This window comes from Streptosporangium sp. NPDC051022 (assembly GCF_040683035.1).
Taxonomy (GTDB): Bacteria; Actinomycetota; Actinomycetes; order Streptosporangiales; family Streptosporangiaceae; genus Streptosporangium.
This window is the reverse complement of the sequence record NZ_JBFBCF010000004.1, coordinates 52,956-76,555: the sequence shown is the minus strand read 5'-3', so window position 1 is coordinate 76,555 and position 23,600 is coordinate 52,956. Positions and strand designations below refer to the sequence as shown.

The following is a 23,600-nucleotide window of genomic DNA, read 5'->3' as shown; positions in this document are numbered from 1 at the left end:
TCACAATAGTAAGAAGTCCGGTTCTGTTTGCCGTTCGTCCAGCCTTGTGGACGTCTGATCAGCGGCGATGACACGATGGCGTCCATGCCGAGCGCCGCCCGCCCGTTCCCGCCCTCCGCCGACCTTCTCGGCGAGGCCCTGCACCTGCTCCGGCTCACGGGCACCCTCTACTGCCGTGCCGAGCTGACCGCGCCCTGGGGAGTCGAGGTGCCGGAGCTCGAGGGGGTCATGACGTTCCAGGTCGTCACCGCGGGCCACTGCCTGCTCGAGGTCGACGGGACCGAGCCACGCCTGCTCCGGCAGGGCAGTCTGACGCTGATTCCGCACGGCACCCCGCACCGCCTGCGAAGCGGCCCGCAGGCCGGCACCGAACCGCTCTTCGACATACCGGTCGAGCAGGTGAGCGACCGGTACGAGATCATGCGCCACGGCGGCGGCGGGGACCTCACGCACGTCACCTACGGCGTGGTGCGCTTCGACCACGTGGTGGCCCAGCGTCTCGTCGGTCAGCTGCCCAGGGTCCTGCAGATCGACACCTGGGACGACGACGCCGGCTGGCTCCACAGCACACTCCGCTTCATCTCCCGTGAAGCCCTCGCCCTGCGGCCGGGCGGCGAGACCGTCATCACCCGGCTCGCCGACATCCTGGTCATCCAGGCGATCCGTTCCTGGCTCGACTCGGCGCCCGAGGCGAACCAGGGCTGGCTGGCCGCCCTGCGCGACGAACAGGTGGGGCGGGCGCTGACGGCGATGCACCGTGCGCCCGAACAGGAGTGGAGCGTCGCCTCGCTCGCGAGGGAGGCCGGCATGTCGCGCTCGGCCTTCTCGGCGCGGTTCACCGATCTGGTCGGCGAACCAGCCATGCGCTACCTCGCCCAATGGCGCATGCAGCTGGCCCGCACCCACCTTCAGCGGACACGGGAGCCGCTTTCTGCCGTCGCCCGCCGCTTCGGCTACCAGTCCGAGGCGGCGTTCTGCAGGGCGTTCAAACGTGCTTTCGGCGTGTCGCCGGGGAGCGCCCGTCAGGCCGCCGCCGAGCCGGCCGTACCGCGAGTTGAGGCCGTCACGGGACACCGAGACGGCGGGTGAGGACGGCGCGCAGATCGGTGGGGGAGCGGCCGAGGAGCATCGCCAGCACCGAGGGGTTTCCGACGAGCCCGTGCCGGTCGTAGTGCCGGAACATCGGCTCGAACCCGTCGGGGATCGGCCCCGGCGTGCTCCGCCGCCAGTGTGCGACGGACTGTCGTTCCGCGCGGACCGGGACGCCGAGCAGTCCGGCCACGACCTCGGCCATCTCGTGCGTGCTCAGCGTGGCCGGGCCGCTCAGCTCGTAGCAGGCGAACTCGTGACCCGTCCCGGTCAGTACCGCGGCCGCGGCCTCGGCGACGTCGGCGAGGTCGACCGGGGTGAAGGGAGCCGACGCCGAGTACGGCACCCGGATGACGCCCTCGGCCCGGGCGCTCGGCAGGTGGGCCAGCAGGTTCTGCGCGTACCAGCCGGGCTGCAGGATCGTCCACGTCAGGGCCGAGCATCTCAGGACGGCCTCGGACTCCGCCTTGCGCAGGTGGTGCGGCATGGCGGGCAGATGGGGTGCCAGCACCGAGTGCAGCACGAACCGGCCGACCCCGCACCGTTGCGCGGTCTCGATCACCGAGCGGGTGATTCCGTCCTCGTCCGGGTGCATGTTCGGCGGCACATGGTAGAGCGCGCCGGCGCCGCCGATCGCGTCCGCCAGCGCCGCCCGGTCGGTGAGCTCGACCGCGACCGCCCGCCCCGCACCGGCGGCGAGCGCCGAGGGGATCTGCCCGGCCCGGTGGACGAGGGCGGTCGCCGACACCCCGCGATCGGCCAGGGCGGCGATGACGGCACGCCCGGTGGCCCCGGCCGCCCCGGTGACGACGACCGTCCGCCCGGTGGCCCCGGAGTTCCGGGAGGTCTCGGAGGCGGCGAGGGTCCGCCCGGTGGCCCCGGGGCTCCGGGAGGTCTCGGCGGTTCCGGTGGTCCCGTCGGTGGTGGTCACGGGGGCGTGCGGCTTCACCGGCCACCTCCGTGACTTCCCACGGGACGGGCCCGGCGGCCCAGCTCGCGGAAACGGTGACGGCGCTCGGCCAGCCGGGTCGCCGCCGGGATCGGGATCAGGCCGAGGAGCTCCGTCGTGATCACGTCGCCGAGGCGGCGCAGGAAGTCCTCGTGGTCGTCCGGCGACTCGGTGACGATCCGGTCGACGATGCCGTGCTCGCGCAGGTCGAGCGAGCGGATGCCTTGGGACGCCGCCAGTTCGGCGGCGTGCTCGGTCGTCCGGTACAGGATGGCGCTTGCTCCCTCGGGTGGCAGTGGTGACAGCCAGGCGTGCTGCGCGGAGACGATCCGGTCGGCGGGCAGCAGCGCCAGCGCCCCGCCCCCCGTCCCCTCACCGAGCAGCACGCACAGGGTCGGGGACTCCAGGGTGACGAGATCGTAGAGGCTGCGCGCGATCTCACCGGCCAGGCCGCCCTCCTCCGCCTCCTTGGACAGCGCCGCGCCCGCGGTGTCGATGACCGTGACCAGCGGCAGTCCCAGCTCTTGCGCCAGCCGCATGCCGCGGCGCGCCGCGCGCAGACCGCCGGGGTCGAAGGGGCGGTCCTGCCGGGCGTGGGCGCGGTCCTGGCCGAGGACCACGCACGGGGCGTCGCCGAAACGGGCCAGCGCGAGCAGCAGGGTGCCGCCGGTCTCTCCCTCCTGCGTGCCGTTGAGGCGGACGACGTCGGTCGCGCCGTACCGCAGCAGCGCCCGGACACCGGGCCGGTCGGGGCGGCGCGAACGCCGTACCGACTCCCACGCCGGGGTGTCCCGCGTCTCCGCGCCGGCCTTTTCCTCCCGGCCGCCGCGCGTGCCGGCGCCGGTCGTCGTCGGCCATGTCCCGCCGGGCGGCGCGCCGGCCGGCCCGCACAGCACGCCGAGCGCCCGGTCGGCCAGCTCGGCGAGCCGGCCGACCGGCAGGACGGCGTCGACCAGGCCGTGCTCGTAGAGGTTCTCCGCCGTCTGCACGCCGGAGGGGAACTCCTCGCCGTGGATGGCCTCGTACACCCGGGGACCGAGGAATCCGATGAGCGCCCCGGGTTCCGCGACCGTGATGTGCCCCAGCGACCCCCAGGAGGCGAGGACACCGCCGGTCGTGGGATGTCGCAGGTAGACGAGGTACGGCAGCCGCGCGGCCCGGTGCGCCGCGATGGCGTCCGTTATGGCGATCATCTGCACGAAGGCGACGGTGCCCTCCTGCATGCGGGTGCCGCCGGAGACCGGCGCGGCCAGCAGCGGCAGGCCCTCCCGGGTCGCGCGGCGCACCGCCTCGACGATCCGCTCCGCCGTCGCGACCCCGATCGAGCCCGCCATGAACCGGAAGTCCCCGATGACGGCCGCCACCCTGCGGCCCCTGATCGTCCCCTCCCCGGTGACGACCGCCTCGTCCAGCCCGCTGGCCCGCCTGGCCCGGGCCAGCGCGGCGCGATAGGGCTCGTCGGTGCAAGGGGGGTCGACGACGGGGCGGTCCCAGGAGATCCAGCTCCCGCGGTCCAGGACCCGTTCGACGAGTTCGGCCGAGTTCGGGCGGGCGGTCATGGCACTCCTTCCGGCCGGACGGCCTCCATCTCGGCGGTGTCCGTCTCGTCGGCCTCCGCCGCACCGGTCCGGGCGGACGCCTTCGCGCCGCCGCCCTCCATCTCGTCGAGCCAGGCCCGGACGGACTCGTTGTGCTGGCCGAGTGTGGGCGGCGGGAGGTGTTCGGCGCGGGCGCCGCCGTCGAACCTGAGCGGGGGACCGGGCAGCACGATGTCGCCCAGGGTCGGATGCTCGACGTCGAGCAGCAGCCCCTGGGACCTGGTCTGCTCCCAGGAGTAGACGCGGTCGAGGTCGCGCACCTCGCCCGCGGGCACGCCGCACGCGGCGAGCCGGGCGAGCAGGTCGTCGAGCTTCAGGCCGGCGAACGCCGCGTTGACCGCCTCGTTGACCGCCTCGTGGTTGCGCACCCGCTGGCCGTTGGTGGCGTATCCGTCGGCGTGCGCCGGCAGGCCGAACTCCTCGGCGAACCTCAGCCACAGCGACTCCGAGCCGACGGCCACCTGCAGCATGCCGTCCGCGCACCGGAAGAGCCCGTACGGGCAGATCGAGGGATGGTGGTTGCCGGTGCGGGCCGGTGTCTGCCCGGCGACCGTGTGCCTGGTGCCCTGGAAGGCGTGCACCCCGACGATCGCGGCCAGCAGGCTGGTCCTGACCACCCGGCCCCTGCCGGTGCGGTCGCGTTCGTGCAGGGCGGCGACCACGCCGTACGCGCCGTACATGCCGGCGAGCAGGTCGCCGATCGGCACGCCGACCCGGGTGGGCTCGTCGGACCCGGTGAGCGACATCAGGCCCGCCTCGCCCTGCGCGATCTGGTCGTATCCGGCGCGGCCGCCCTCCGGGCCGTCGTGGCCGAAGCCGGTGATGGACAGGATCACCAGCCGGGGGTTGATCTCGTGCAGCCGGGTCATCGGGAACCCCAGCCGGTCCAGCACGCCGGTGCGGAAGTTCTCCACCAGGACGTCCGAGTGCCGGATGAGCCGGGTGAGCGTCTCGCGTCCCTCGTCCGACTTCAGGTCGAGGGTGATCGACTCCTTGTTCCGGTTGCAGCTGAGGAAGTACGTCGACTCCGGCGCCTCGTCGGGGCCGACGAAGGGCGGTCCCCAGCTCCGGGTGTCGTCCCCGCCGTCCGGGTTCTCCACCTTTATCACCCGGGCGCCGAGGTCGCCCAGCATCATCCCCGCGTGCGGCCCGGCCAGTGCCCGGGAGAGGTCGAGGACCACGACGTCGTCCAGCGGTCCGGTCATCGGGTGGCTCCTTCCGTGACGGTCGTGCCCGGACGCCGGTCGGTGGACGTGCCGGTGGATGTGCCGGTGGATACGGTCGCGGGCGGGCGCCGGTCGGTGAACCGGGTCGCCTCCTCAAGGGCGCGCGCGAACCGCAGCACCTCCAGGTCGCGCCGGGGGCCGGAGACGATCTGCACCCCGACCGGCAGCCCGTCGCCGGTGAACCCGGCCGGCAGGCTCAGCGCGGGCAGCCCGGTGGCGGTGATGTAGTACAGGTGACGCATCCAGTCCAGGTAGGAGCCCATGGGGGAGTCGCCGACCGTCTCCGGATGCCAGGAGTCCGCGCCGAACGGCGCGACCGGCACGCAGGGCATCACCAGGATGTCGTGGGCGGCGAAGAACTCCGCCGTCCGCCGTTGCAGGGTCGTGCGCAGCAGTTCGGCCCTGCCGAGGTCCGCGCCGCTCAGGGCCAGGCCCTCGCGGGTGTTCGCGGCGGTGAAGTCGTCGAGGACATCGGGACGCTCACGCAGCAACGTGGCGTAGTTGGTGGCGTAGTACCAGGCCCGCCAGGTGCGGAACGCCTCGTCCGCGCCGGTCAGGTCAGGTTCGGCCTCGACCACCTCGGCGCCGAGCCCGGCGACGACCCGGCCGAGACGGTCCAGTACGGCCCGCACCTCCGCGTCCACCGGCAGCCCGGCGATCCCCGGTGCCCAGGCCACCCGGAGCTTGGAGACCGCCGCGTTGACCGGTGGGGCGAACCGGTCGCCGCCGGTCTCGATGGCGATGGCGGCCCGCTCGTCGGGCCCGGCGGTCGCCGACAGCAGCAGCGCCAGGTCGTTGACCGTACGGGCCATCGGGCCGACCGTGACGTAGGGGAACCAGGCCATCGGCGTCGGAATCCACGGCACCCGGCCCGGGGACGGCCGCATGCCGACGACGTTGCAGAACGCCGCGGGGATGCGCAGCGAGCCCGCCATGTCGGTGCCGGTCGCCAGCGGGGCCATCCCGGCGGCGAGCGCCGCGGCCGATCCCCCGCTGCTGCCGCCCGCGGTGCGTGCCGGATCGTACGGGTTGCGCGTGGTGCCGAACAGCCGGTTGCTGGTGTGCCCGCCGGTGCCGAACTGCGGTGTGTTGGTCTTGCCCAGCAGTACGGCCCCGGCGCTCGCAGCCCGCTCGACGACCAGCGCGTCCCGGTCGGGAACGTGGTCACGATAGGCGGCCGACCCGTAGGTGGTCCGCACACCCGCGGTCTCGATCAGGTCCTTGTGCAGGATGGGCAGGCCGTGCAGCGCGCCGAGGTACTCCCCGCGCGCCCGCCGCTCGTCGGCCCTGCGCGCCTCGGCGCGGGCGCGCTCCTCGCTGAGCGTGCACACCGCGTTGACGGCCGGGTTCCGCTCGTGTACGCGGGCCAGGTGCGCCTCCAGCACCTCGGTGGCCGAGACCTCGCCGTGACGCAGCAGCGCCGCCAGGTCGACGGCGGACAGATCCGGCAGCGCGGGGCCCGTCCGCCGCCGGGACGCCGTGGTCACCGGTCGTCCATGGACTCGGCGACATGGGCGTGGATCAGTGACGGGCTGAGCGGGGTCATCCGGAACGGCGGCACCTCCAGCGGACGCAGGGCGTCCTCGACGGCCGACACGATCACCTGCGCCACAGGGATGGTCCCCGCCTCGCCCACGCCCTTGATGCCGAGCGGGTTGAGCGGGGACGGCGTCTCCTGGTGGATCATCTCGACCTTCGGGATCTCGGTCGCGTACGGGATCAGGAAGTCCATGAAGCTGGCGTTGCGCAGCGCGCCCTCCTCGTCGTAGTCGAGCTTCTCGTAGAAGGCACCGCCCATGCCCTGGGCGACGCCTCCGGCGATCTGCCCTTCGACGATCATCGGATTGATCATGTTGCCGCAGTCGTGCACGCAGACGTAGCGGTGCACCTTGATGCCGTACGTGGCGGGGTCGACCTCGACGATCGCGCCGTGCACCCCGTAGGCCCAGGTGGCGTGCGGCGGCGCGTAGTAGTCGGTGGCCTCGATGCCCGGGTGCGCGCCCGCGCCCAGCGCCGGTCCGTCGTTGCGCGCGGCGGGGGCGAACTGCGTCGCCCGCTCGGAGGCCTTGTTGAAGGCGTAGCGGAGCGGGTTGCTGGCGGTCGCGATCTCCGCGAGGGTCACCCCCTCGCTCGCCGAGCCGATGACGAACGCCCGGCCGCCGGCCAGCTCGATGTCGTCGGGGTTGGCCTCCAGCATGTTCGCCGCGGCGTTGACCACCTGCTTGCGGGCCAGCACCGCGGCCTTGTGGATGGCGCTGCCGCTGACCACGGCGGCGCGGCTGGCGAAGGTGGCGACGCCCCAGTCGTAGACGCCGGTGTCGCCCTCGACGACGATGACGTCCTCGACGGCCGCGCCGAGCTGGTCGGCCACGATCTGCGCGAACACGGTCTCGTGGCCCTGCCCCTGGGTGGTCAGGCCGGTGTTGACGAAGATCTTCCCGGTGATCGGGTGGATCCGGACGTGCCCGCCCTCGTACGGGCCGAGCCCGGTGCCCTCGACGTAGAAGGACAGTCCCAGTCCCAGGTAGCGGCCCTGCTCCCAGGCGGCCCGCTGCTCCTTCTTGAAGGCGTCGAGGTCCAGCGCGTCCATCAGCGCGGTGAGCGCCTGCTCGTACTCGCCGGAGTCGTGGGTGACCGCCAGGCCGTCGGCGAAGATCAGGTTCGGGCGGGTGTAGGGGAACTCCTCCGGCTGGATGAAGTTGCGCCTGCGCACCTCGAACCGGTCGAGCCCGAGCTCCTCGGCGAGCTGGTCCATCGCCCGCTCGATCGCGAAGTTCGCCTGCGGCCTGCCGCAGCCCCGGTACGGCGTGACCGGGACCGTGGGCGTGTAGACGCAGGAGAACTCGACCAGGACGTTCGGGATGCGGTACGGCCCGGCGATCTGGCAGGCCGCGACCTGCGCGACGGCGATGCCGTACGGGATGAAGGCCCCGGTGTCGTGCAGGAACGTGTTGCGCAGCCCGATGACCGTGCCGTCGCTGGTGGCCGCGAGCTCGATCTCGTGGATCTGGCCGCGCTCGTGCGTCATGTGCACGAAGTTCTCCGAGCGATCCTCGATCCACTTGACCGGGCGGTTGAGCTCGCGGGCCGCCAGCGGCACCAGGATCTCGTTGGCGTACGGGAAGTGGATCTTCGGGCCGAAACCGCCGCCGACGTCCGGCGCGATCACCCGCACCCGGTGCTCGTCAAGCTCGAACAGGCTCGCCAGCGCGCCGCGCAGGCCGATCGGCGCCTGCGTGCCGTCCCATACGATCAGCTCGCCGGTCACCTCGTCCCAGCGCGCCGCCGTCGCCAGGCACTCCATGGGGGCGGCCGTGCTCCGGTCCACCCGCACCTTGATCGACGTCACGTGGTCGGCCGCCGCGAAGGCCGCGGCGACGTCGCCGCTCTCCTGGACCAGGTGGGCCGCGATGTTGCCGGGGACGTCCTGGTGGACCAGCGGGGCGCCCGGCTGGGCGGCCCGCTCGAAGTCGACCTCGACCGGCAGGGTCTCGTAGCCGACCTCGACGAGCATCGCCGCGTCCTCGGCGATGTAGCGGTCCTCCGCCACGACGAACGCGATCGCCTGGCCGACGTAGAACACCTCGTCGCGGGCGAGCGGGTACTGGGTACGGCCATGGGTGATGCACGGGTGCGGGATGAGCAGCGGCATCGGCACGTCCAGCGGGCCGAGGTCCTCGTGCGTGTAGATCTTCACGACGCCGGGCAGCGCCGCCGCCCTGGAGACGTCGACGCCGGTGATCCGGGCGTGGGCGACGCTGCTGCGCACGAACGCGCCGTGCAGGGCGCCGCTCAGCGGGATGTCGTCGACGTAGCGGCCCTTGCCCCGGATGAGCCTGTCGTCCTCGTTGCGCTGCACACGAGCGCCGAACTGCCGGGTGGACATTCCGCCGTCACCCCTTCTCGTTGGTGAGTTCCGCGGCGCGCTTGACCGCGGAGACGATGTTGAGGTAACCGGTGCAGCGGCAGACGTTTCCGGAGATCTCCTCGCGGATCGTCTCGTCGTCGGCGGACTGGAGGTCGCCGCGCTCGTCGAGCAGGCCGGCGACCGCCATCATGAAGCCCGGCGTGCAGAACCCGCACTGCAGGGCGTGGCACTCCTTGAAGGCCCGCTGTACCGGGTGCAGGGTTCCGTCGGCGTCGGCGAGCCCCTCGACCGTGCGGACCGCCCGCCCGTCGACCTGGGCCACCAGGGTTAGGCAGGACCTGGCGGGCCTGCCGTCGATGTGCACGGTGCACGCGCCGCAGACCCCGTGCTCGCAGCCCACGTGGGTGCCGGTGAGCCCCAGCCGCTGCCGCAGGAAGTCGCTGAGCAGCATCCGGGTCGGCACCTCGGCCTTGACCGGCCGCCCGTTCACCTCGACCTCGATGACAACCGGCTCATCCGGTTCGAACACCGTCGCCTCGCTCATCGCGGAACACCCACCCTCGTCATCGCCGTCTTCAGAGTCCGGTCCACCAGACCGGCGAGCACGTGCTGCCGGTACGCCTTGGTCGTCGCGCTGTCGTCGGAGACGGTCACCGCGTCACGCGCGAGCCGCCCCGCCGCCGCGAACAGCTCGGCGGTCGGCGCCTGCCCGGTCAGCAGGTCCTCGCAGTCGGTGAGCAGCGCGGGCACCGTGGAGATGCCGCACGCCCCCAGCCGCGCGTGCGAGATCAGGCCGTCCGGCCCGACCCGCAGCGTCGCGGCGACCCCGGCGACCGCGTAGTCGCCGTGCCGGCGCGCGAACTCGGTGAAGGCCCATCCCTCGCCCGGCTCCAGCACCGGTACCGCCGCCTCGACCAGTAGTTCGTCGGGTTCGAGCGAGGTGGTGAAGATGAACTCGAAGAACTCCGACGCCGGAATCGACCGGCGGCCGGACGGGCCCTGCGCGGTCAGCACGCCGCGCATCGTGGTCAGCAGCGTGGGCAGCTCCGCCGAGGGGTCGGCGTGGGCCAGGCTGCCGCCGACCGTGCCGCGGTTGCGGATCGCCGGGTGCGCGACGTTGGTCAGCGTCTCCCGGATCAGCGGGTTGGCGGCCAGTGCCTCGGTGTTCTCCTCGACCACCCGCTGCCGCGTCATCGCGCCGATCCGCACCATCCCGCCGCTCACCCGCAGGTAGTTCAGCTCGTCGAGCTTGCGCAGGTCGATGACGACCTCGGGGTTGGCCAGCCGGAAGTTCATGGTCGGGATGAGGCTCTGGCCGCCGGCGAGGATGACCGAGTCCTCGGCGCCCGCGCGGATGTCGATGGCCGCCCGCAGCGTCGTCGGCACCGCGTATCTAAAACTGGATGGTTTCACCGGTCACACCTCGCAGGGTCGGGTGGTCGGGGCCGTGTCGCCCGTCTTGTCGCTCACCGTGGTCACAGGCCGGTCAGCACGCTCTCGAACTGAGGATGGTTCAGCGGTGCCCTGGCCAGTAGTTTGTCCTTGTTCTCGCTGGTCATCATGTCCTGGAACACCGTGTTCTTGAAGGTCGGAGTGCCGCCCTCGATCGCCGCGCGCACCGCGTTGGCGGCCAGCGTCCCGGTCTCGGCGGCCGAGTAGTACCGCGTGGCGGCCAGGTACGGGGTGCCGAGCCACTGCAGCATCTCGGCGTCGGCGTCGCTGGTGACGTGCGTGATGCCGGTCAGGTTGTTCTGCTTCAGGTAGGCGGCGATGCCGTCGCCCATCGCGGCGGCGTAGGACACGATGGTGGTGGTGTCCGGGTGGGCCTGGAGGGCGCGTTCGACGACCCCGACGGCCTTGCTCCGGTCGAAGTAACCCTGCTCCCTGACCACGACGTCGAAACCGCTGCCGGCGAGGGAGGCGTCGAGTCCCTGGTCGATCCGCTCGGAGAACCCCTGGCCGACCACGCCCTGCACGACCACGACCTTGCCCGGCTTGCCGTTCTTCTTCAGCCAGTCGCCGATCATGCCGCCGCCCCCGATGGAGTCGACGAAGGAGACGCCCTGCACGTGCTCGTCCAGCGGGCCCGGCGCGGCCCACAGCGCGATGCCGGTCGGTATGCCCGCGGCCTTCGCCTGCTTCACCCCGGCCAGTACCGTGTCCACGGTGTTGGGCAGCACGACCAGTCCCGCGACCCCCTGGGAGATCAGGCTCTCCAGGTTCTTCAGCTCGGTCTGGACGTCGAAGTTGGCCTGCACGATCTTCAGGCTGTATCCGGTGCCGTCCACCGCCTTGGCGATGCCCTCGGCGACGTACTTGGTGTACTCGACGAGACCGTTGAGGGAGACGCCGATGATCTTGCCCGCGCCGACGGCGCCGCCGGAAGCGGCGCCGGAGCCGGGCTTGGCCGCCGGTTCCTCCGACGAGCCGCACGCGCTCAGCACGGGAACGAGCAGGCCGAGGCCGCCGAGCGCGGCGGCGCCGGTGAGCAGTGAGCGGCGGTTGATGGCCGCGGGAACCCCGGGTACGGGGTTTTTCTGGATCATGATGACTCCAATGGGTTGCCGTCGGCTGGTGTGGGGGGTGAGGTACGGCGATCGGAGTGCGTCGCCGGGGGAGGGGCGGAGGGGGTGTCGGGCCGGGAGCCACGGGGCGCCGGCCGGGAGAGGACGGGGGCCGGCTCAGGTCCGGAGACGGACCCGGCGGCGGCGGCGGACCTCCGCCACGGCCGTCACCGAGACCGCGGCGATCAGAATCGCGCCGAAGACGAACTGGTCGTAGGAGTCCGGCACGTTCAGGAAGGTCAGGGCGCTGGTGACGACGCCCAGGACGAGCACGCCGAGCATGCTGCCGAGCATCGAGCCACGCCCGCCCGCCAGGGACGAGCCGCCGAGCACGATCGCGGCGATCACCATGAGCTCCAGGCCGACACCGGCCCTCGGGTCACCCGCGCTGACCCGCCCGGTGATGATCACCGCGGCCAGCCCGGACAGGGCGCCGTTGATCAGGTAGATCATGATCTTCGTGCGGGTGGTCGCGACGCCGGACAGGAACGCGGCCTCCTCGTTGGCGCCGAGCGCGTAGACGTTGCGGCCGAACCGGGTGAAGTGCAGCAGCACGCCGCCGGCGATCAGGCAGAGCAGCCAGATCAGGGTCGGCGTCCGCAGACCGAGCAGGCTCCCGCTCTGCAGCCACTCCAGCCCCGTCGGCAGCGCGATCGGGGTGCTCTTGGCCATGGTCAGCGCGACGGATGCGAAGACCGCCAGCCCGCCGAGGGTCAGGATGAACGGCGGGACCCGGAGCAGGGAGACGAGCAGCCCCCACAGGATTCCGGCGGCGGCCCCGACCGCGATCGAGGCGAGCACCGCGACGACGTCTGGAACGTTCCCGATGACCAGCTTGGCGGTGATCACGCTGCCGAGCGAGACGAGGCTGCCGACCGAGAGGTCGAGCTGCCCGCCGACCAGCAGGAAGGTCTGGCCGACCGCGAGGACGCCCAGCACCGAGCTGGCGACCAGCATCCGTTCGATGTTGGTGCCCGACAGGAACGCGCCGTTGTTGGCCGCGGCGACGGCCGACAGGCCGACGAGGATGGCCAGCAGCGGCAGGTAGACGTAGAGGTGCTCGCGGACGGCGGGGGTGAGCCGCCGGCCCGGTGCGGCCGGCCGCGGCCGGTGCGTCTTCGTCATCTCGGTGGTCTGCATGTCAGGCCCCCAGCTCCATCTCGAAAATCCGATGCTCGGTGGCGTCCTCGCCGTCGATCTCCCCGGCGACGCGCCCGTCCCGCATGACCACGACGCGGTCGGCGACGCACCTGATCTCCTGGTACTCGGTCGAGAACAGCACCACCGCGCGGCCCTCGGCCGCGTGTTGTCGTAGCAGCCGGTAGATCTCGGACTTGGACGGGATGTCGACGCCCGCCGTCGGTTCGTCGAGGATCAGTACCTGGCTGTCGACCCGCAGCCAGCGGGCCAGGATCACCTTCTGCTGGTTGCCGCCGCTCAGCCCGCGGATCGGGGCGCGCACGTCGGAGAGCTTGACCGACAGCCGTCCGCAGACGTCGGCCGTCCGGCGCGCGGCCGACAGCGGGTCGAACAGCGGCGCGCGGGTGATGCCGTTCTCGGCGAGCAGGGCGTTGTCGACGATCGACCGGTCGAGCATCAGTCCCTCGCGCTTGCGGTCGGCGGGCAGGAAGCCCACCCCCGCGCGGGCCGCGGCGCGGCGGTTGGCGCGGCTCGCGCCGAGGATGCGGACGGTGCCGGAGGTGGGCTTGAGCGCCCCGGCCATCAGGTGGGCGAGCTCCCGGCTGCCGCAGCCGACGGCCCCGGTGACGGCCAGGACCTCACCGCGGCGCGCCTTCAGGCTCACCGAGCGTACGGCTCCGCCGAAGCTCACCCGGTCCAGCTCGATCGCGACGTCTCCGGCGACGGTGCCGCCCTCGTGCACGTCCTCGCGGCGCAGCGAGACCTCGTCGCCGAACATGTGGCTGACGAGCTGTCCCGTCGTCACGTCCGAGACGAGCCCGCCGGCGACCTTCGACCCGTCGCGCAGCACGGTGTAGTCGTCGGCGAGCTCCATCACCTCGTCCAGGTGGTGGCTGATGTACACGACGGCGATTCCGCTGTCCCTGACCTGGCGCACCACCGAGAAGAGCTGCTCGATCTCGGCCCGGTGCAGGCTCGCCGTGGGCTCGTCCATGATGATGCACCTGGCGTCGGCGCACACCGCGCGGGCCAGTTCGAGCAACTGCAGCTGGGCGACCGTCAGCGTCCAGGCGGGTGCGTACGGGTCGAGGTCGGCTCCGACCCGGGCGAGCCGCTCGGCGGCCTCGCGGGCCATGCCGCGCGCGGTGACCAGGCCGAACCTGCCGCGCGTCGGCAGGTCGAGGAGCACGTTCTCGGCCACCGACCGGGTCAGTGCGATCTGGCGTTCCTGGTGCAGGACCCGCAGGCCCGCGGCCTTGGCCGAGCGCGGGGTGAGCCGGACCGGTTCACCGTTCAGCAGGATCTGACCGTCGTCGGGCTGCAGCGCGCCTGAGGCGACCTTGATGAGGGTGGACTTCCCGGCGCCGTTCTCGCCCAGCAGCGCGTGGACGCGGCCGGGGTGTGCGGCGAGTGACACGTCTTTGAGCGCGCGCACACCGGGGAAGGATTTCTGGACGTTGCGCAATTCCAGCGTGGCGAGTACGGCGTGCATGGTCCCTCAATATTCGCCTAGCGGATATGGTGTTCGTCTGACGGTGATGTGAAGTCTTGGCTGGGAAGTCACCCGTGTCAAGGGGCAACTTCCAAACCGTGATAAGTGGGACGCCGGCCAACAGAAGGATCAGGGGTCACGGAAGCACCACGCGTGACCATCGGCAGCCATATTCGGCAGCCGGATGCAGCCCGGTGCCCCAGAGACGCCGGACCCGAAAAACGGCAGACCGAAACCCGAGTCGACCGCCGTTCCCCAGACTGGACACCGCTTACGGGCGCCGGTACGGCGAGCGGTCACACAGGGCGGACCGGCGCCGGTGAGCGGCGCCCGGCCCGGTGAACGTCCCCGGCTACGGCACTAGATCTGGGGGCGGAGGTTGCGCATCGGCTGCCAGCCGATGCCCAGTGACAGCGCCTGGCCCAGCCGCTGGACCGCGTCGATCACGACGGCCTCGTGCTGGCCGCCGTCGAGGTGGGTCCGGGAGACCACCGCGCAGATCGCGGCGACCACCTCGCCCGTGCTGTCGAAGACCGGCGCCGACACCGACCCGGTGAAGGTCTGCACGTCGCCGACCGTGCGCGCGAAGCCCTGCTGCCGGACGGTCGTCAGCACCTCGCGCAGCCGGTCCGGCTCGGTGATCGAGCCGGGGGTCAGGCCGACCAGGTCACCGGCCAGATATCGGTCGATGAAGTCCTGGGGGGCGTATGCCAGCAGCACATGCCCCTTGGACCCGGTGTGCAGCGGGAAGTGGTGACCGTACGTCGTCCTGGTGATGATCTCGCCGGACTGCGCCTCGTGGGAGTAGAGCACGACCGCGATGCCCTCGCTCCGCTCGACCAGCTGGAACACCGCGAACGGGGTGTCCTGCGATGCCCTGGTCAGCAGCGGGATGGCGAGGTCGAGCAGCCGGTGCCCCACCAGGTAGGTGGAGCCGAGCAGCCAGGTACGCCTGCCGATCCGGAAGATCCCGTTGCTGTCGCGCTCGAGGAACTGGTCCTCCTCCAGCTGCGACAGCGTGCGGTGCAGCGTCGCCCAGGACATGCCCAGGGCCTCGGCGGCCTCCGAGGCCCGCATCGGCTGGCGGGCGAGCAGCTCGAGCACACGCAGCGCGCGGGAGACTCCCTGGAGCGTCGGCTTGGGACGCTCGGACGGAACCTCCGCCTTCACCGTGCGTCGCGCCACTCTTCCCCCACCTTCCCAGAGCACGAGCCCGACCACGCGAGACGTCGCGGTTCGGGGGCGCTTGTGATTGTACGCACCGGCGAGACCGGACGGGCGGAGAACGATCGCTCCAGACGATCTTCTCCGCCCTTGCTCACGTGGTGACCGCCGCCCAGTCGTCGGGATCGGCCCATCCCTCGGGCCAGACCAGGCCGCCCGCGCTCTGCACCTTCCTGAAGTGCTCGCCGCGGTCGAACATGGGCAGGCCGTCACGCGTGCCCCGGCGCTCGGCCCGCAGCCGCTCGGTGGCCTCCTCGTCCACCGTCGGGCCCTCGCCCTCGTCCTCGCCGAAGATCACGCCGTACTCCGCCTCGGCCGCCTCGCGGGTGACCAGGCCGCACTGCACGTCGTAGCGGACCAGCTCGACCTCCCGCTCCAGCGGATCACCCCAGCCGCCGCCGCCGGAGGTCCACAGCCGTACCAGGTCACCGGTCCGCACCGGCACGTCGTCAATCATGCCGGGCAGCGATCGCACGCTGCCGTCGCCCGCCTCTACGGACACCCCGTACGGCCTGCCCGCCAGGCCGCCGTTCACGCCGTACGGGGCCAGCTCGGAACGGTCGGCGTTGGACAGCAGCAGGCAGTCCCGCAGCGCCCGTACCCGCTTGTCGTAGCCGAACCCGCCGCGCCGCCGGCCGGCTCCGGCCGAGTCGGAGCGCAGGGCGAGGCTCTCCACCAGCACCGGATAGCGCTGCTCGGAGAACTCGGCGGGCAGGTTGCGGGAGTTGGGCACGATGTGCACCACGTCGCTGCCGTCGGCCCACGGCCGCCCGGGGCCGCCGCCGCCGAGCACCTCCCGGAAGAGGCTCAGTTTGCCCTCCTCGTCCCGGCTGTGCAGGCCCCAGATCCGGATTGTCTCGTGGTCGGCGGGCATCCTCCCCTCGGTGGCCTTGGCCAGCGCGCCCGCGAAGATGCCCAGGGAGCGGATCAGGATGAAGAACCGCAGCCCCGTCGGGCGGCCGAAGTGCGGTGTGACCAGGGTTCCCTTCCCGGGGAACACCACGTCGATGACGTCGAGCACGCCCTCGTTGATGTCGATCTCGGCGGCGCGTTCCGGCGAGTCGGCCAGGCAGCGCAGCACCGGGCCCATCCACTTGCGGACGAAACGCCCCTCGCAGTAGTCGATGGCCCAGTTGATCGGCCCCTCGGCCTCCGGATCGGTGCCGGTGAAGTCGAGGACGATCTTCTCGGCGGTCTTGGTCATCGTGAGCCGCATCGCGTACAGCTTGCGGGTGAAGCCGTCGGACTCGATGTAATCCTCGAACGTGTAGACGCCGTCGGCGATCTTCGGCAGCAGCTCGGCCCGGATCGTCGCCGCGCAGTTCTCGATGATCGCGTCGAACGCGCTCTCGAGCGTCTCGACACCGTACCGCTGGGCGAGCTCGATGAGCCTGCGGGAGCCGAGCTGGCAGGCGCCGATCTCGGAGTCGATGTCGCCGCGCAGGTGCTCCGGGAGCCGCGAGTTGCGCTCGATGATGCGGAAGGCGGTCTCGTTGAGCACGCCCTTGTCGTAGAGCTTGGCGGGCGGTACCACCAGGCCCTCGCCCCACTGGTCGCGGACCTGGACCGGCAGGCTGCCGGGTACGCAGCCGCCGACGTCGTCGTGGTGGCCGAAGACCTGGGCGAAGCCGAGCAGCCGGTCCTCGTGGAAGATCGGCACGGTGGTGCACAGGTCGGGGACGTGGCCGCACGAGCCCGCGCTGTTGTACGGGTCGTTCCAGAAGAAGACGTCGCCGGGGTTGATGTCGTCGCCGAAGAACTCGAAGATCGGCTCGATGAGCGAGCCGTACGAGCGGCCGGTGAGCTTGCGGCCCTTGGCGTCGTACAGGCCCACGCGGTAGTCGTGCTGGTCGCGGATCATGGGGGAGCGCGCCGCACGCTCGACGGCGGCCTCGATCTCGACCTCGGCCGAGCGGATGGTGCCGGTGATGACCTCGAGTTCGATGGGTCCGAGCGTGGTCGTCATGCCGACCGCCTCCTCATGATCAGGTTGCCGAAGGAATCGGTGGACGCGGCCCAGTCCTCGGGCACGACCACCGTTGCGCCGTACTCCTCGACGACGCACGGGCCGTCGATCGACGCGCCCGCGCCGAGGTCGGATCGGCGGTAGATCGCGCAGTCCAGCCAGCCCGCTCCGCGCCAGTAGACCGGGCGGTGCGAGGCCGGTTCGGCGGTGTCTGCCGGGGGGACCGCGGTGAGCCCGGGCCGGTGCAGCCGCCCGATGGCCTGGACCCGGAGGTTGACGATCTCGATGTCCTGCTTGCCGGCGTAGGAGAACCCGTAGACGCGTTCGTGCTCGTCGTGGAAGGCCGCGGCCACCGCGGCCATCGACTCCTCGTCGGGGGTGCCGGGCGGGACGGAGACCGTGACCTCGTAGCCCTCGCCCACGTACCGCAGGTCGGCCCCACGGACCAGCTCGACCCGTGCGGCGTTGACGCCCTCCTCGGCGAGCTCCTCCCGGCCGAGCCGTTCCAGCTCGTTCCAGACCGACGTCACGTCGGCCGCCACGTCGCCGGCGCCCTCGCCGGACACCTGCCGGACGAAGGTCCGCACGTAGTCGCGTTTGACGTCGGTCACCTGGAGGCCGAACGCCGAGAGGTTGCCGGGGTTGGGCGGCACCAGCACCGAGGTCATGCCGAGGAAGTCGGCCACCTCGGCGGCGAGCAGCGGGCCCGCCCCGCCGAAGGCGACCAGGGTGTAGGCGCCCGGGTCGCGGCCCTTGAGCGTGGACACCTGGCGGATGCCCGCGACCTGCCCGGCGACGGCGACCTCCAGCACCCCGGCCGCGGCCTCCTCCGCGCTCAGGTCCCAGTTGGCGCCGAACTCCTCGAACGCGGCCCGCGCGGACTCGCGGTCGAGCGCCAGGTCTCCGCCGACGAGCGAGTCCGGGAACCGGCCGAGGACCGCCGCGGCGTCGGTGACCGTCGGCAGCGTGCCGCCCCGGCGGTAGCAGATCGGGCCGGGGACCGCGCCCGCGCTCTTCGGGCCCACCTTGAGCGCGCCGTTCGGGCCGACCCAGGCCAGGGAGCCGCCGCCGGTGCCGACGGTGGCGATGTCGATCATCGGGACCTTGACCGGGTAGTTCTCGATCACCGTCTCGTTGGTCAGCCGGATGGTCAGGTCCTCGATGAGGGCGACGTCGGTCGAGGTGCCGCCGACGTCCAGGGTGATGATGTCGGAGATCCCGGCGCCGCGCGCCGACTCGATGGCGCCGAGCACGCCGCCCGCGGGCCCGGACAGCAGCATGGTGACCGGCTTCTCCCCGGCGGCCCTGGCGCTGACCACGCCGCCGTTGGACTGCATGATCAGGAAGGGCAGGTCGCCGGAGCGGGCGCGCAGCTCCTGGTGGGCGCGGTCGAGATAGGTGCGGCAGTAGGGCTTGACCATGACGTCGAGCAGCGTCGTCATGGCCCGTTCGTACTCGCGGTACTCCGGCAGCACCGTGCTCGACAGCGACACGAACAGCTCGGGGAACGCCTCGGCGAGCAGTTCGCCGACCCGCCGCTCGTGGTCCGGGTTGGCGTAGGAGTGCAGCAGGCACACGCCGAGCCGGGTCACCCCGGCCTCCACCAGCTCCTTCGCCGCGGCGAGCACGGCGGCCTCGTCGAGTTCGCGATGGACCGCGCCGTCGAACGTGAGCCGTTCGGGCACCTCCCGTACCAGGTGAAGCGGCACGATCCGCGGCGGCTTCACCCAGAAGAACGAGTTCCCGTACCCGTCGGGAACCGACTGCCGCGCGATCTCGAGCAGGTGGCGGAAGCCCTGCGTCACGAGCAGTCCGATGCCGCCGAACTCGTGTTCCAGGACGGCGTTCGTCGCCGTCGTCGTTCCGTGCACGACCATCTCGACGCTGTCGAAGTCGGCCTGCGCGAGGGCGAGGACCTTCTCGACGCCGGTCAGCAGCGCCCGGCTCGGGTCCTCTCGATCGCTCGGCGTCTTGACGACGTGGACGGCACCGCTCACCCCGTCGATGCCGATCACGTCGGTGAATGTGCCTCCGGTGTCCACTGAGACTCGCAGGTTGCCGGCCACTGCTCTCCTATTGACTCGTGTCCGCTAGGCGGACATGATATCCACTCAGAGGACGGTAACTTTAGGAATCGTTCAGTGTCAACGGCAGATCCGCCACTGAGGTCAACTGTTGTATTCGCGGAGTGGATTTGCTATCCGTTGGACGACTACGGTGGCCGCCCTGCCGCCAAGTTGGTGACAGCGTCTGGAGTGTGGGCATGAAGCTCGAACAGGAATTCACCATCCCCGTCGAGGTAGGTCGCGCCTGGGAGGTGCTGCTCGACGTGACGCGGGTGGCCGCCTGCTTCCCCGGAGCCTCGCTGACCTCCGTCGAGGACGACACCCTCACCGGCTCGGTCAAGGTGAAGCTGGGCCCGGTGCTGCTGACCTACAGCGGCGTCGCCCGGTTCGAGGAGCGCGACGCCGAGAACCGGCGGGTGGCCATCGACGCGCGCGGTACCGACACCAAGGGAAACGGAAGCGCCAGCGCCCGGGTCACGGCCACCCTGCACGCCACGGGAGAGGCGAGCACGACCTGCTCCATCGTCACCGACCTCAACGTCACCGGCCGGCCGGCGCAGTTCGGCCGCGGCATGATGCTGGAGATCGGCAACAAGGTCCTCGGGCAGTTCTCCGCTAACCTCGCGGCGAGCCTCGCCGAGTCGGAACGGCAGCCGGTGACCGCGCCGGTCGGCCCGGCGGCCGAGCTGGCCGGTTCGGTGACGGCGGCGGCCGGTACGGCGGACGCGGCGCGCGAGACCCAGGCGCCGAGCGCGCCCCCGCGGGAGACGGAGGCGCTCGACCTGCTCGACGTCGCCCGGGGCAGCCTCGTCAAGCGGCTCGTCCCGGTGGCGGTCGGCGTCGTCGTCGTCGCCGGGGTCGTCATCTGGTGGGCGAACCGTTAACGCGGCGATCGTGCCCCTTCGCCCGCCCCTTCGCCGGATCCGCCGGGTTCGCCCGCCCGTACCCGGCACGGGCGGGCGGCCCGTGTCCCGCGCGAGTACCCGGCACGGGCGGGCGGCCCGATTCCCGCACGAACCGATTCCCGAGTCCCGGAGCTGGTGATCGCAGATGAAGGAGATCGCTGAGACGCTCGCCGCCTGGCGGCGCGACGGCGTGCGCTTCGCGCTGGCGACGGTGGTCGCGACCTGGAAGTCCGCGCCGAGACAGCCGGGCGCGGCGATGGCGGTCGCCGAGACGGGCGAGGTCGTCGGCAGCGTGTCCGGCGGATGCGTCGAGGGCGCGCTGTACGAGGTCGCCATCGAGGTCCTCACCAGCGGGAGACCGCGGCTCGCCCACTACGGCGTCAGCGACGACGACGCCTTCGGGGTCGGGCTGACCTGCGGCGGCATGCTCGACGTGCTCGTGGTGCCGGTCGACGACCAGGCATACCCCGAGTTCGCCGAGGTCGTCACGGCGGTCCTCGGCGGCGAGCCGGTCGCGGTCGCGACCGTGACCGGCGGCGTGCCGGAGATCGGCGGGCACCTCGTCGTCACCGGCACGGGGGTGACCGGCACCCTCGGCCACGAACGGCGTGACGCTGCGGTCGCCGAGCTGGCCCGCGGCATGCTCGCCTCGGGGCGGACCGGCGTCGTCCACACCGGGCTGGAGGGCAGGCGGCGCGAGGACGACCTGAGCGTGTTCGTCCAGTCCTTCACCCCGCCACCCCGGATGCTCGTCTTCGGGGCGATCGACTTCGCCGCCGCCGTCACCCGGATCGGCAAGTTCCTCGGCTACCACGTCATCCTCTGCGACGCCCGTCCCGTCTTCGCGACGAGGAAACGCTTTCCCGAGGCGGACGACGTCGTGGTCGACTGGCCGCACCGGTTCCTGCCGAAGGCCGAGGTCGACGAGCGGACCGTGATCTGCGTGCTCACCCACGACCCCAAGTTCGACGTGCCCCTGCTCAAGCTCGCGGTGCGCACCCCCGCCCGCTACATCGGCGTGATGGGCAGCAGGCGCACCCACGAGGACCGGACGGCCAGGCTGCGCGCGGAGGGCGTGACCGAGGCCGAGCTGGCCCGGCTGTCGTCCCCGATAGGCCTCGACCTGTGCGCCCGTACGCCGGAGGAGACCGCGGTCGCGATCGCCGCCGAGATCATCGCCCTCACCTGGGGCGGCACCGGGGTCCGCCTGTCCACGACCACCACGGCGATCCACCGGTGACCCCCGTCGACCCGCCGGTGATCTCCGTCGATCCACCGGTGACCCCCGTCGGTCCGCCGGGCACCTCCGCCGCGGGCCCGCCGTACGGCGGCGCGCTCGTCGACAGGTACGGCAGGGTCGCCACCGACCTGCGGGTCTCGGTCACCGACCGGTGCAACCTGCGCTGCACCTACTGCATGCCCGCCGAGGGCCTGGCGTGGCTGCCGAAGGACGAGGTGCTCACCGACGACGAGATCGTGCGGCTGGTCCGCGTCGGCGTCGAACTGCTCGGCATCCGCGAGGTCCGCTTCACCGGAGGCGAACCCCTCGTCCGTCCCGGCCTGACGGCACTCGTCGCCGGGGTCGCCGCCCTGACCCCCCGACCCGGCATCGCCGTGACCACCAACGGCCTCACCCTCGCCCGCCGCGTCGGCGCGCTCGCCGCCGCCGGCCTGGACCGCGTCAACGTCTCCCTCGACACCCTGCGGCCCGACCGCTTCCGCGCCCTCACTCGCCGCGACCGGCTCGCCGACGTGCTCGACGGCCTTGAGGCCGCCGCCGCGAGCGGTCTCACCCGGGTGAAGGTCAACGCCGTGCCGATGCGCGGCGTCAACGACGACGAGGCCTGCGACCTGCTGTCGTACTGCCTGGAGCGGGGATACGAGCTGCGGTTCATCGAGCAGATGCCCCTCGACGCCGACCGCCGCTGGTCCCGCGCCGACATGGTCACCGCGGAGGAGGTCCTGGCCTCGCTGCGGTCCCGCTTCACCCTCACCCCTCTCCCCGGCCGCGGCGCGTCTCCCGCCGAGCACTTCCTCGTCGACGGCGGCCCCGCCCGCGTCGGCGTCATCGCCTCGGTCACGCGGCCCTTCTGCGGTGACTGCGACCGCACCCGCCTCACCGCCGACGGGCAGATCCGCTCCTGCCTGTTCTCCCGGACCGAGGACGACCTGCGCGCCCTGCTCCGCGGCGGCGCCCGCGACGAGGACATCGCCGCGGCCTGGCGCGGCACGATGGCGGCCAAACCCGCCGGGCACGGCGTCAACGACCCCTCCTTCGTCCAGCCGTCCCGGACGATGAGCGCCATCGGCGGCTGAGACGGCCGGACCGGCGGGCGGGCCGGCCCGGCCGCCTCGGCCCCGTCGACGCGGTGGTCGACAACGCCGGGCTCGGCGGTACGGCCAGGCCGACGTCACGATCATCGAACGCCTCTGACCGAGGGGAAGACCTCGGGCCTCAGGCCACGGGAGCGGAACTCAGGGGAGCAGGACGATCTTGCCGCGCCCGTGACCCTGTGCGCTGAGCCGGTGAGCCTCGGCGGCCTCGGCGAGCGGGAAGGTCGCGCGGATCGGCAGGTTCAGCGTCCCGGCGGCGTGCAGGGCGAGAGTCTGGGCGTGGGCCTGCTCGGTGCGGTCCTCGCCGTCGCCGGCGCCGGTGAAGCGCGCTCCGGCGGACTCGGCCTCGGCGGGGGCGACGATGCTGACGACCCGCTCGGGGCCGCCGAGCAGCTCGACGGAACCGGCCACGGCGCCGCCGACGGCGTCCAGCACGGCGTTCACACCCTCGGGCGCGGCCTCGCGGACCCGGTCGAACACCCCGTCGCCGTAGACGACGGGGATCGCGCCCAGCTCGCGCAGGTAGTCGTGGTTGGCCTCGCTCGCCGTACCGACCACGCGGGCGCCCGCCGCGACCGCGAACTGGATGACGAGGCCGCCGACGGAGCCCGCCGCCCCGTGGACCAGCAGGGTCTCCCCGGCGCCGACCTTGAGGAGGTCCAGCGCGCGGGCGGCCGTCTCGGCGGACGTGTACACCCCCGCGGCCGCCTCCCAGGTCAGATCGGCGGGCTTGGCCGCGAGCCGGTCGGCGTCCGCCAGGGCGTACTCGGCGTACGCGCCCGTGATCGGGCCGAACACCTCGTCGCCGACGGACCGGGCGGTGACGCCCTCGCCGAGGGCCACGACCACCCCGGCCCCCTCGAGGCCGGGGACGTGCGGCAGGGGTACCGAGAAGAAGTCCTTCAGCAGGCCCGCGCGGATCTTCCAGTCGACCGGGTTGACTCCGGCAGCGCGCACCCGCAGCAGCACCTGGCCGGGGCCGGGCTGGGGGACGGGCGTTTCGGTGAGCCGCAGTTCCTCGGGCTCGCCGTAGGAGGAGAACACGATCGACCTGGCGTCGGCCGGGACGTCGGTGTGAGCGGTCGGGTCGGACATGGTTGATCGCCTCGGTTTCGCTCGGAGGTGGTTCGGGGTGGTGACGTGCTCTGGAACCGGGTGGGCGGGCGGCAGGCCGTACCT

The 23,600-nt window shown here is 72.2% G+C and carries 18 protein-coding genes; 4 read left to right on the top strand and 14 right to left on the bottom strand.

Translation table 11 applies throughout. From position 1 onward, the window contains the following. Positions 1-84: 84 nt before the first annotated feature. Positions 85-1,089 carry an AraC family transcriptional regulator gene (locus tag AB0N02_RS09460; protein WP_363944334.1) on the top strand — a complete coding sequence of 335 codons (1,005 nt, stop codon included), beginning with the start codon at positions 85-87 and terminating at the stop codon, positions 1,087-1,089. Here AB0N02_RS09460 and AB0N02_RS09455 read toward each other — a convergent pair. The 13 genes from AB0N02_RS09455 to AB0N02_RS09395 all read right to left on the bottom strand — a co-directional run bounded on the left by AB0N02_RS09455 (position 1,064) and on the right by AB0N02_RS09395 (position 19,158). After that, entirely contained in the window at positions 1,064-2,038 is a 975-nt protein-coding gene (locus tag AB0N02_RS09455; protein WP_363944332.1) for an NAD(P)H-binding protein, read from the bottom strand. The genes AB0N02_RS09460 and AB0N02_RS09455 overlap by 26 nt on opposite strands. Beyond that, positions 2,035-3,597 (bottom strand): carboxyl transferase domain-containing protein, encoded by a 1,563-nt coding sequence (locus AB0N02_RS09450; protein ID WP_363944330.1) that lies wholly within the window; start codon positions 3,595-3,597, stop codon positions 2,035-2,037. Before AB0N02_RS09450 ends, AB0N02_RS09455 begins: the two co-directional genes overlap by 4 nt. After that, positions 3,594-4,841, bottom strand: coding sequence for a CoA transferase (locus tag AB0N02_RS09445; protein WP_363944328.1), 1,248 nt, complete (start codon positions 4,839-4,841; stop codon positions 3,594-3,596). Before AB0N02_RS09445 ends, AB0N02_RS09450 begins: the two co-directional genes overlap by 4 nt. After that, positions 4,838-6,349: an amidase family protein gene (locus tag AB0N02_RS09440; RefSeq protein WP_363944326.1), complete on the bottom strand. Its 1,512-nt coding sequence runs from the start codon at positions 6,347-6,349 to the stop codon at positions 4,838-4,840. Before AB0N02_RS09440 ends, AB0N02_RS09445 begins: the two co-directional genes overlap by 4 nt. After that, positions 6,346-8,748 carry an aerobic carbon-monoxide dehydrogenase large subunit gene (gene cutA / locus AB0N02_RS09435; protein ID WP_363944324.1) on the bottom strand — a complete coding sequence of 801 codons (2,403 nt, stop codon included), beginning with the start codon at positions 8,746-8,748 and terminating at the stop codon, positions 6,346-6,348. The genes AB0N02_RS09440 and cutA overlap by 4 nt, the downstream gene beginning before the upstream one ends. Before the next feature lie 7 nt (positions 8,749-8,755). Then, positions 8,756-9,274 carry a (2Fe-2S)-binding protein gene (locus AB0N02_RS09430; RefSeq protein ID WP_363944322.1) on the bottom strand — a complete coding sequence of 173 codons (519 nt, stop codon included), beginning with the start codon at positions 9,272-9,274 and terminating at the stop codon, positions 8,756-8,758. Next, on the bottom strand, positions 9,271-10,143 hold the full coding sequence (locus tag AB0N02_RS09425; protein ID WP_363944321.1) for an FAD binding domain-containing protein: 873 nt from the start codon (positions 10,141-10,143) through the stop codon (positions 9,271-9,273). The genes AB0N02_RS09430 and AB0N02_RS09425 overlap by 4 nt, the downstream gene beginning before the upstream one ends. Before the next feature lie 62 nt (positions 10,144-10,205). Beyond that, entirely contained in the window at positions 10,206-11,276 is a 1,071-nt protein-coding gene (locus tag AB0N02_RS09420) for a sugar ABC transporter substrate-binding protein (protein ID WP_363944319.1), read from the bottom strand. A 135-nt stretch (positions 11,277-11,411) separates the two neighbouring features. Then, positions 11,412-12,434 carry an ABC transporter permease gene (locus AB0N02_RS09415; protein ID WP_363944317.1) on the bottom strand — a complete coding sequence of 341 codons (1,023 nt, stop codon included), beginning with the start codon at positions 12,432-12,434 and terminating at the stop codon, positions 11,412-11,414. Position 12,435: 1 nt separating this feature from the next. Beyond that, positions 12,436-13,926, bottom strand: a complete 1,491-nt coding sequence (locus tag AB0N02_RS09410) for a sugar ABC transporter ATP-binding protein (RefSeq protein ID WP_363944315.1) — start codon at positions 13,924-13,926, stop codon at positions 12,436-12,438. A gap of 360 nt (positions 13,927-14,286) precedes the next feature. Further along, the gene (locus AB0N02_RS09405) at positions 14,287-15,111 is read right to left on the bottom strand and encodes an IclR family transcriptional regulator (RefSeq protein WP_363944313.1); all 825 of its coding nucleotides are present in this window, start codon (positions 15,109-15,111) and stop codon (positions 14,287-14,289) included. Positions 15,112-15,244: 133 nt separating this feature from the next. Continuing rightward, entirely contained in the window at positions 15,245-17,116 is a 1,872-nt protein-coding gene (locus tag AB0N02_RS09400) for a hydantoinase B/oxoprolinase family protein (RefSeq protein WP_363944312.1), read from the bottom strand. Beyond that, positions 17,113-19,158 (bottom strand): hydantoinase/oxoprolinase family protein, encoded by a 2,046-nt coding sequence (locus AB0N02_RS09395; protein WP_363944888.1) that lies wholly within the window; start codon positions 19,156-19,158, stop codon positions 17,113-17,115. The genes AB0N02_RS09400 and AB0N02_RS09395 overlap by 4 nt, the downstream gene beginning before the upstream one ends. A gap of 221 nt (positions 19,159-19,379) precedes the next feature. Here AB0N02_RS09395 and AB0N02_RS09390 point away from each other — a divergent pair, with 221 nt between their 5' ends. The 3 genes from AB0N02_RS09390 (at position 19,380) to moaA (ending at position 22,403) form a co-directional block, all read left to right on the top strand. Further along, positions 19,380-20,066, top strand: coding sequence for an SRPBCC family protein (locus tag AB0N02_RS09390; RefSeq protein WP_363944310.1), 687 nt, complete (start codon positions 19,380-19,382; stop codon positions 20,064-20,066). A gap of 166 nt (positions 20,067-20,232) precedes the next feature. Beyond that, positions 20,233-21,327 carry an XdhC/CoxI family protein gene (locus tag AB0N02_RS09385; protein WP_363944308.1) on the top strand — a complete coding sequence of 365 codons (1,095 nt, stop codon included), beginning with the start codon at positions 20,233-20,235 and terminating at the stop codon, positions 21,325-21,327. Positions 21,328-21,365: 38 nt separating this feature from the next. Continuing rightward, positions 21,366-22,403: a GTP 3',8-cyclase MoaA gene (gene moaA, locus AB0N02_RS09380; protein ID WP_363944887.1), complete on the top strand. Its 1,038-nt coding sequence runs from the start codon at positions 21,366-21,368 to the stop codon at positions 22,401-22,403. A gap of 159 nt (positions 22,404-22,562) precedes the next feature. On the opposite strand, the gene AB0N02_RS09375 is transcribed toward moaA, so the two are convergent. Next, entirely contained in the window at positions 22,563-23,516 is a 954-nt protein-coding gene (locus AB0N02_RS09375; RefSeq protein WP_363944306.1) for an NADP-dependent oxidoreductase, read from the bottom strand. Positions 23,517-23,600: the final 84 nt, after the last annotated feature.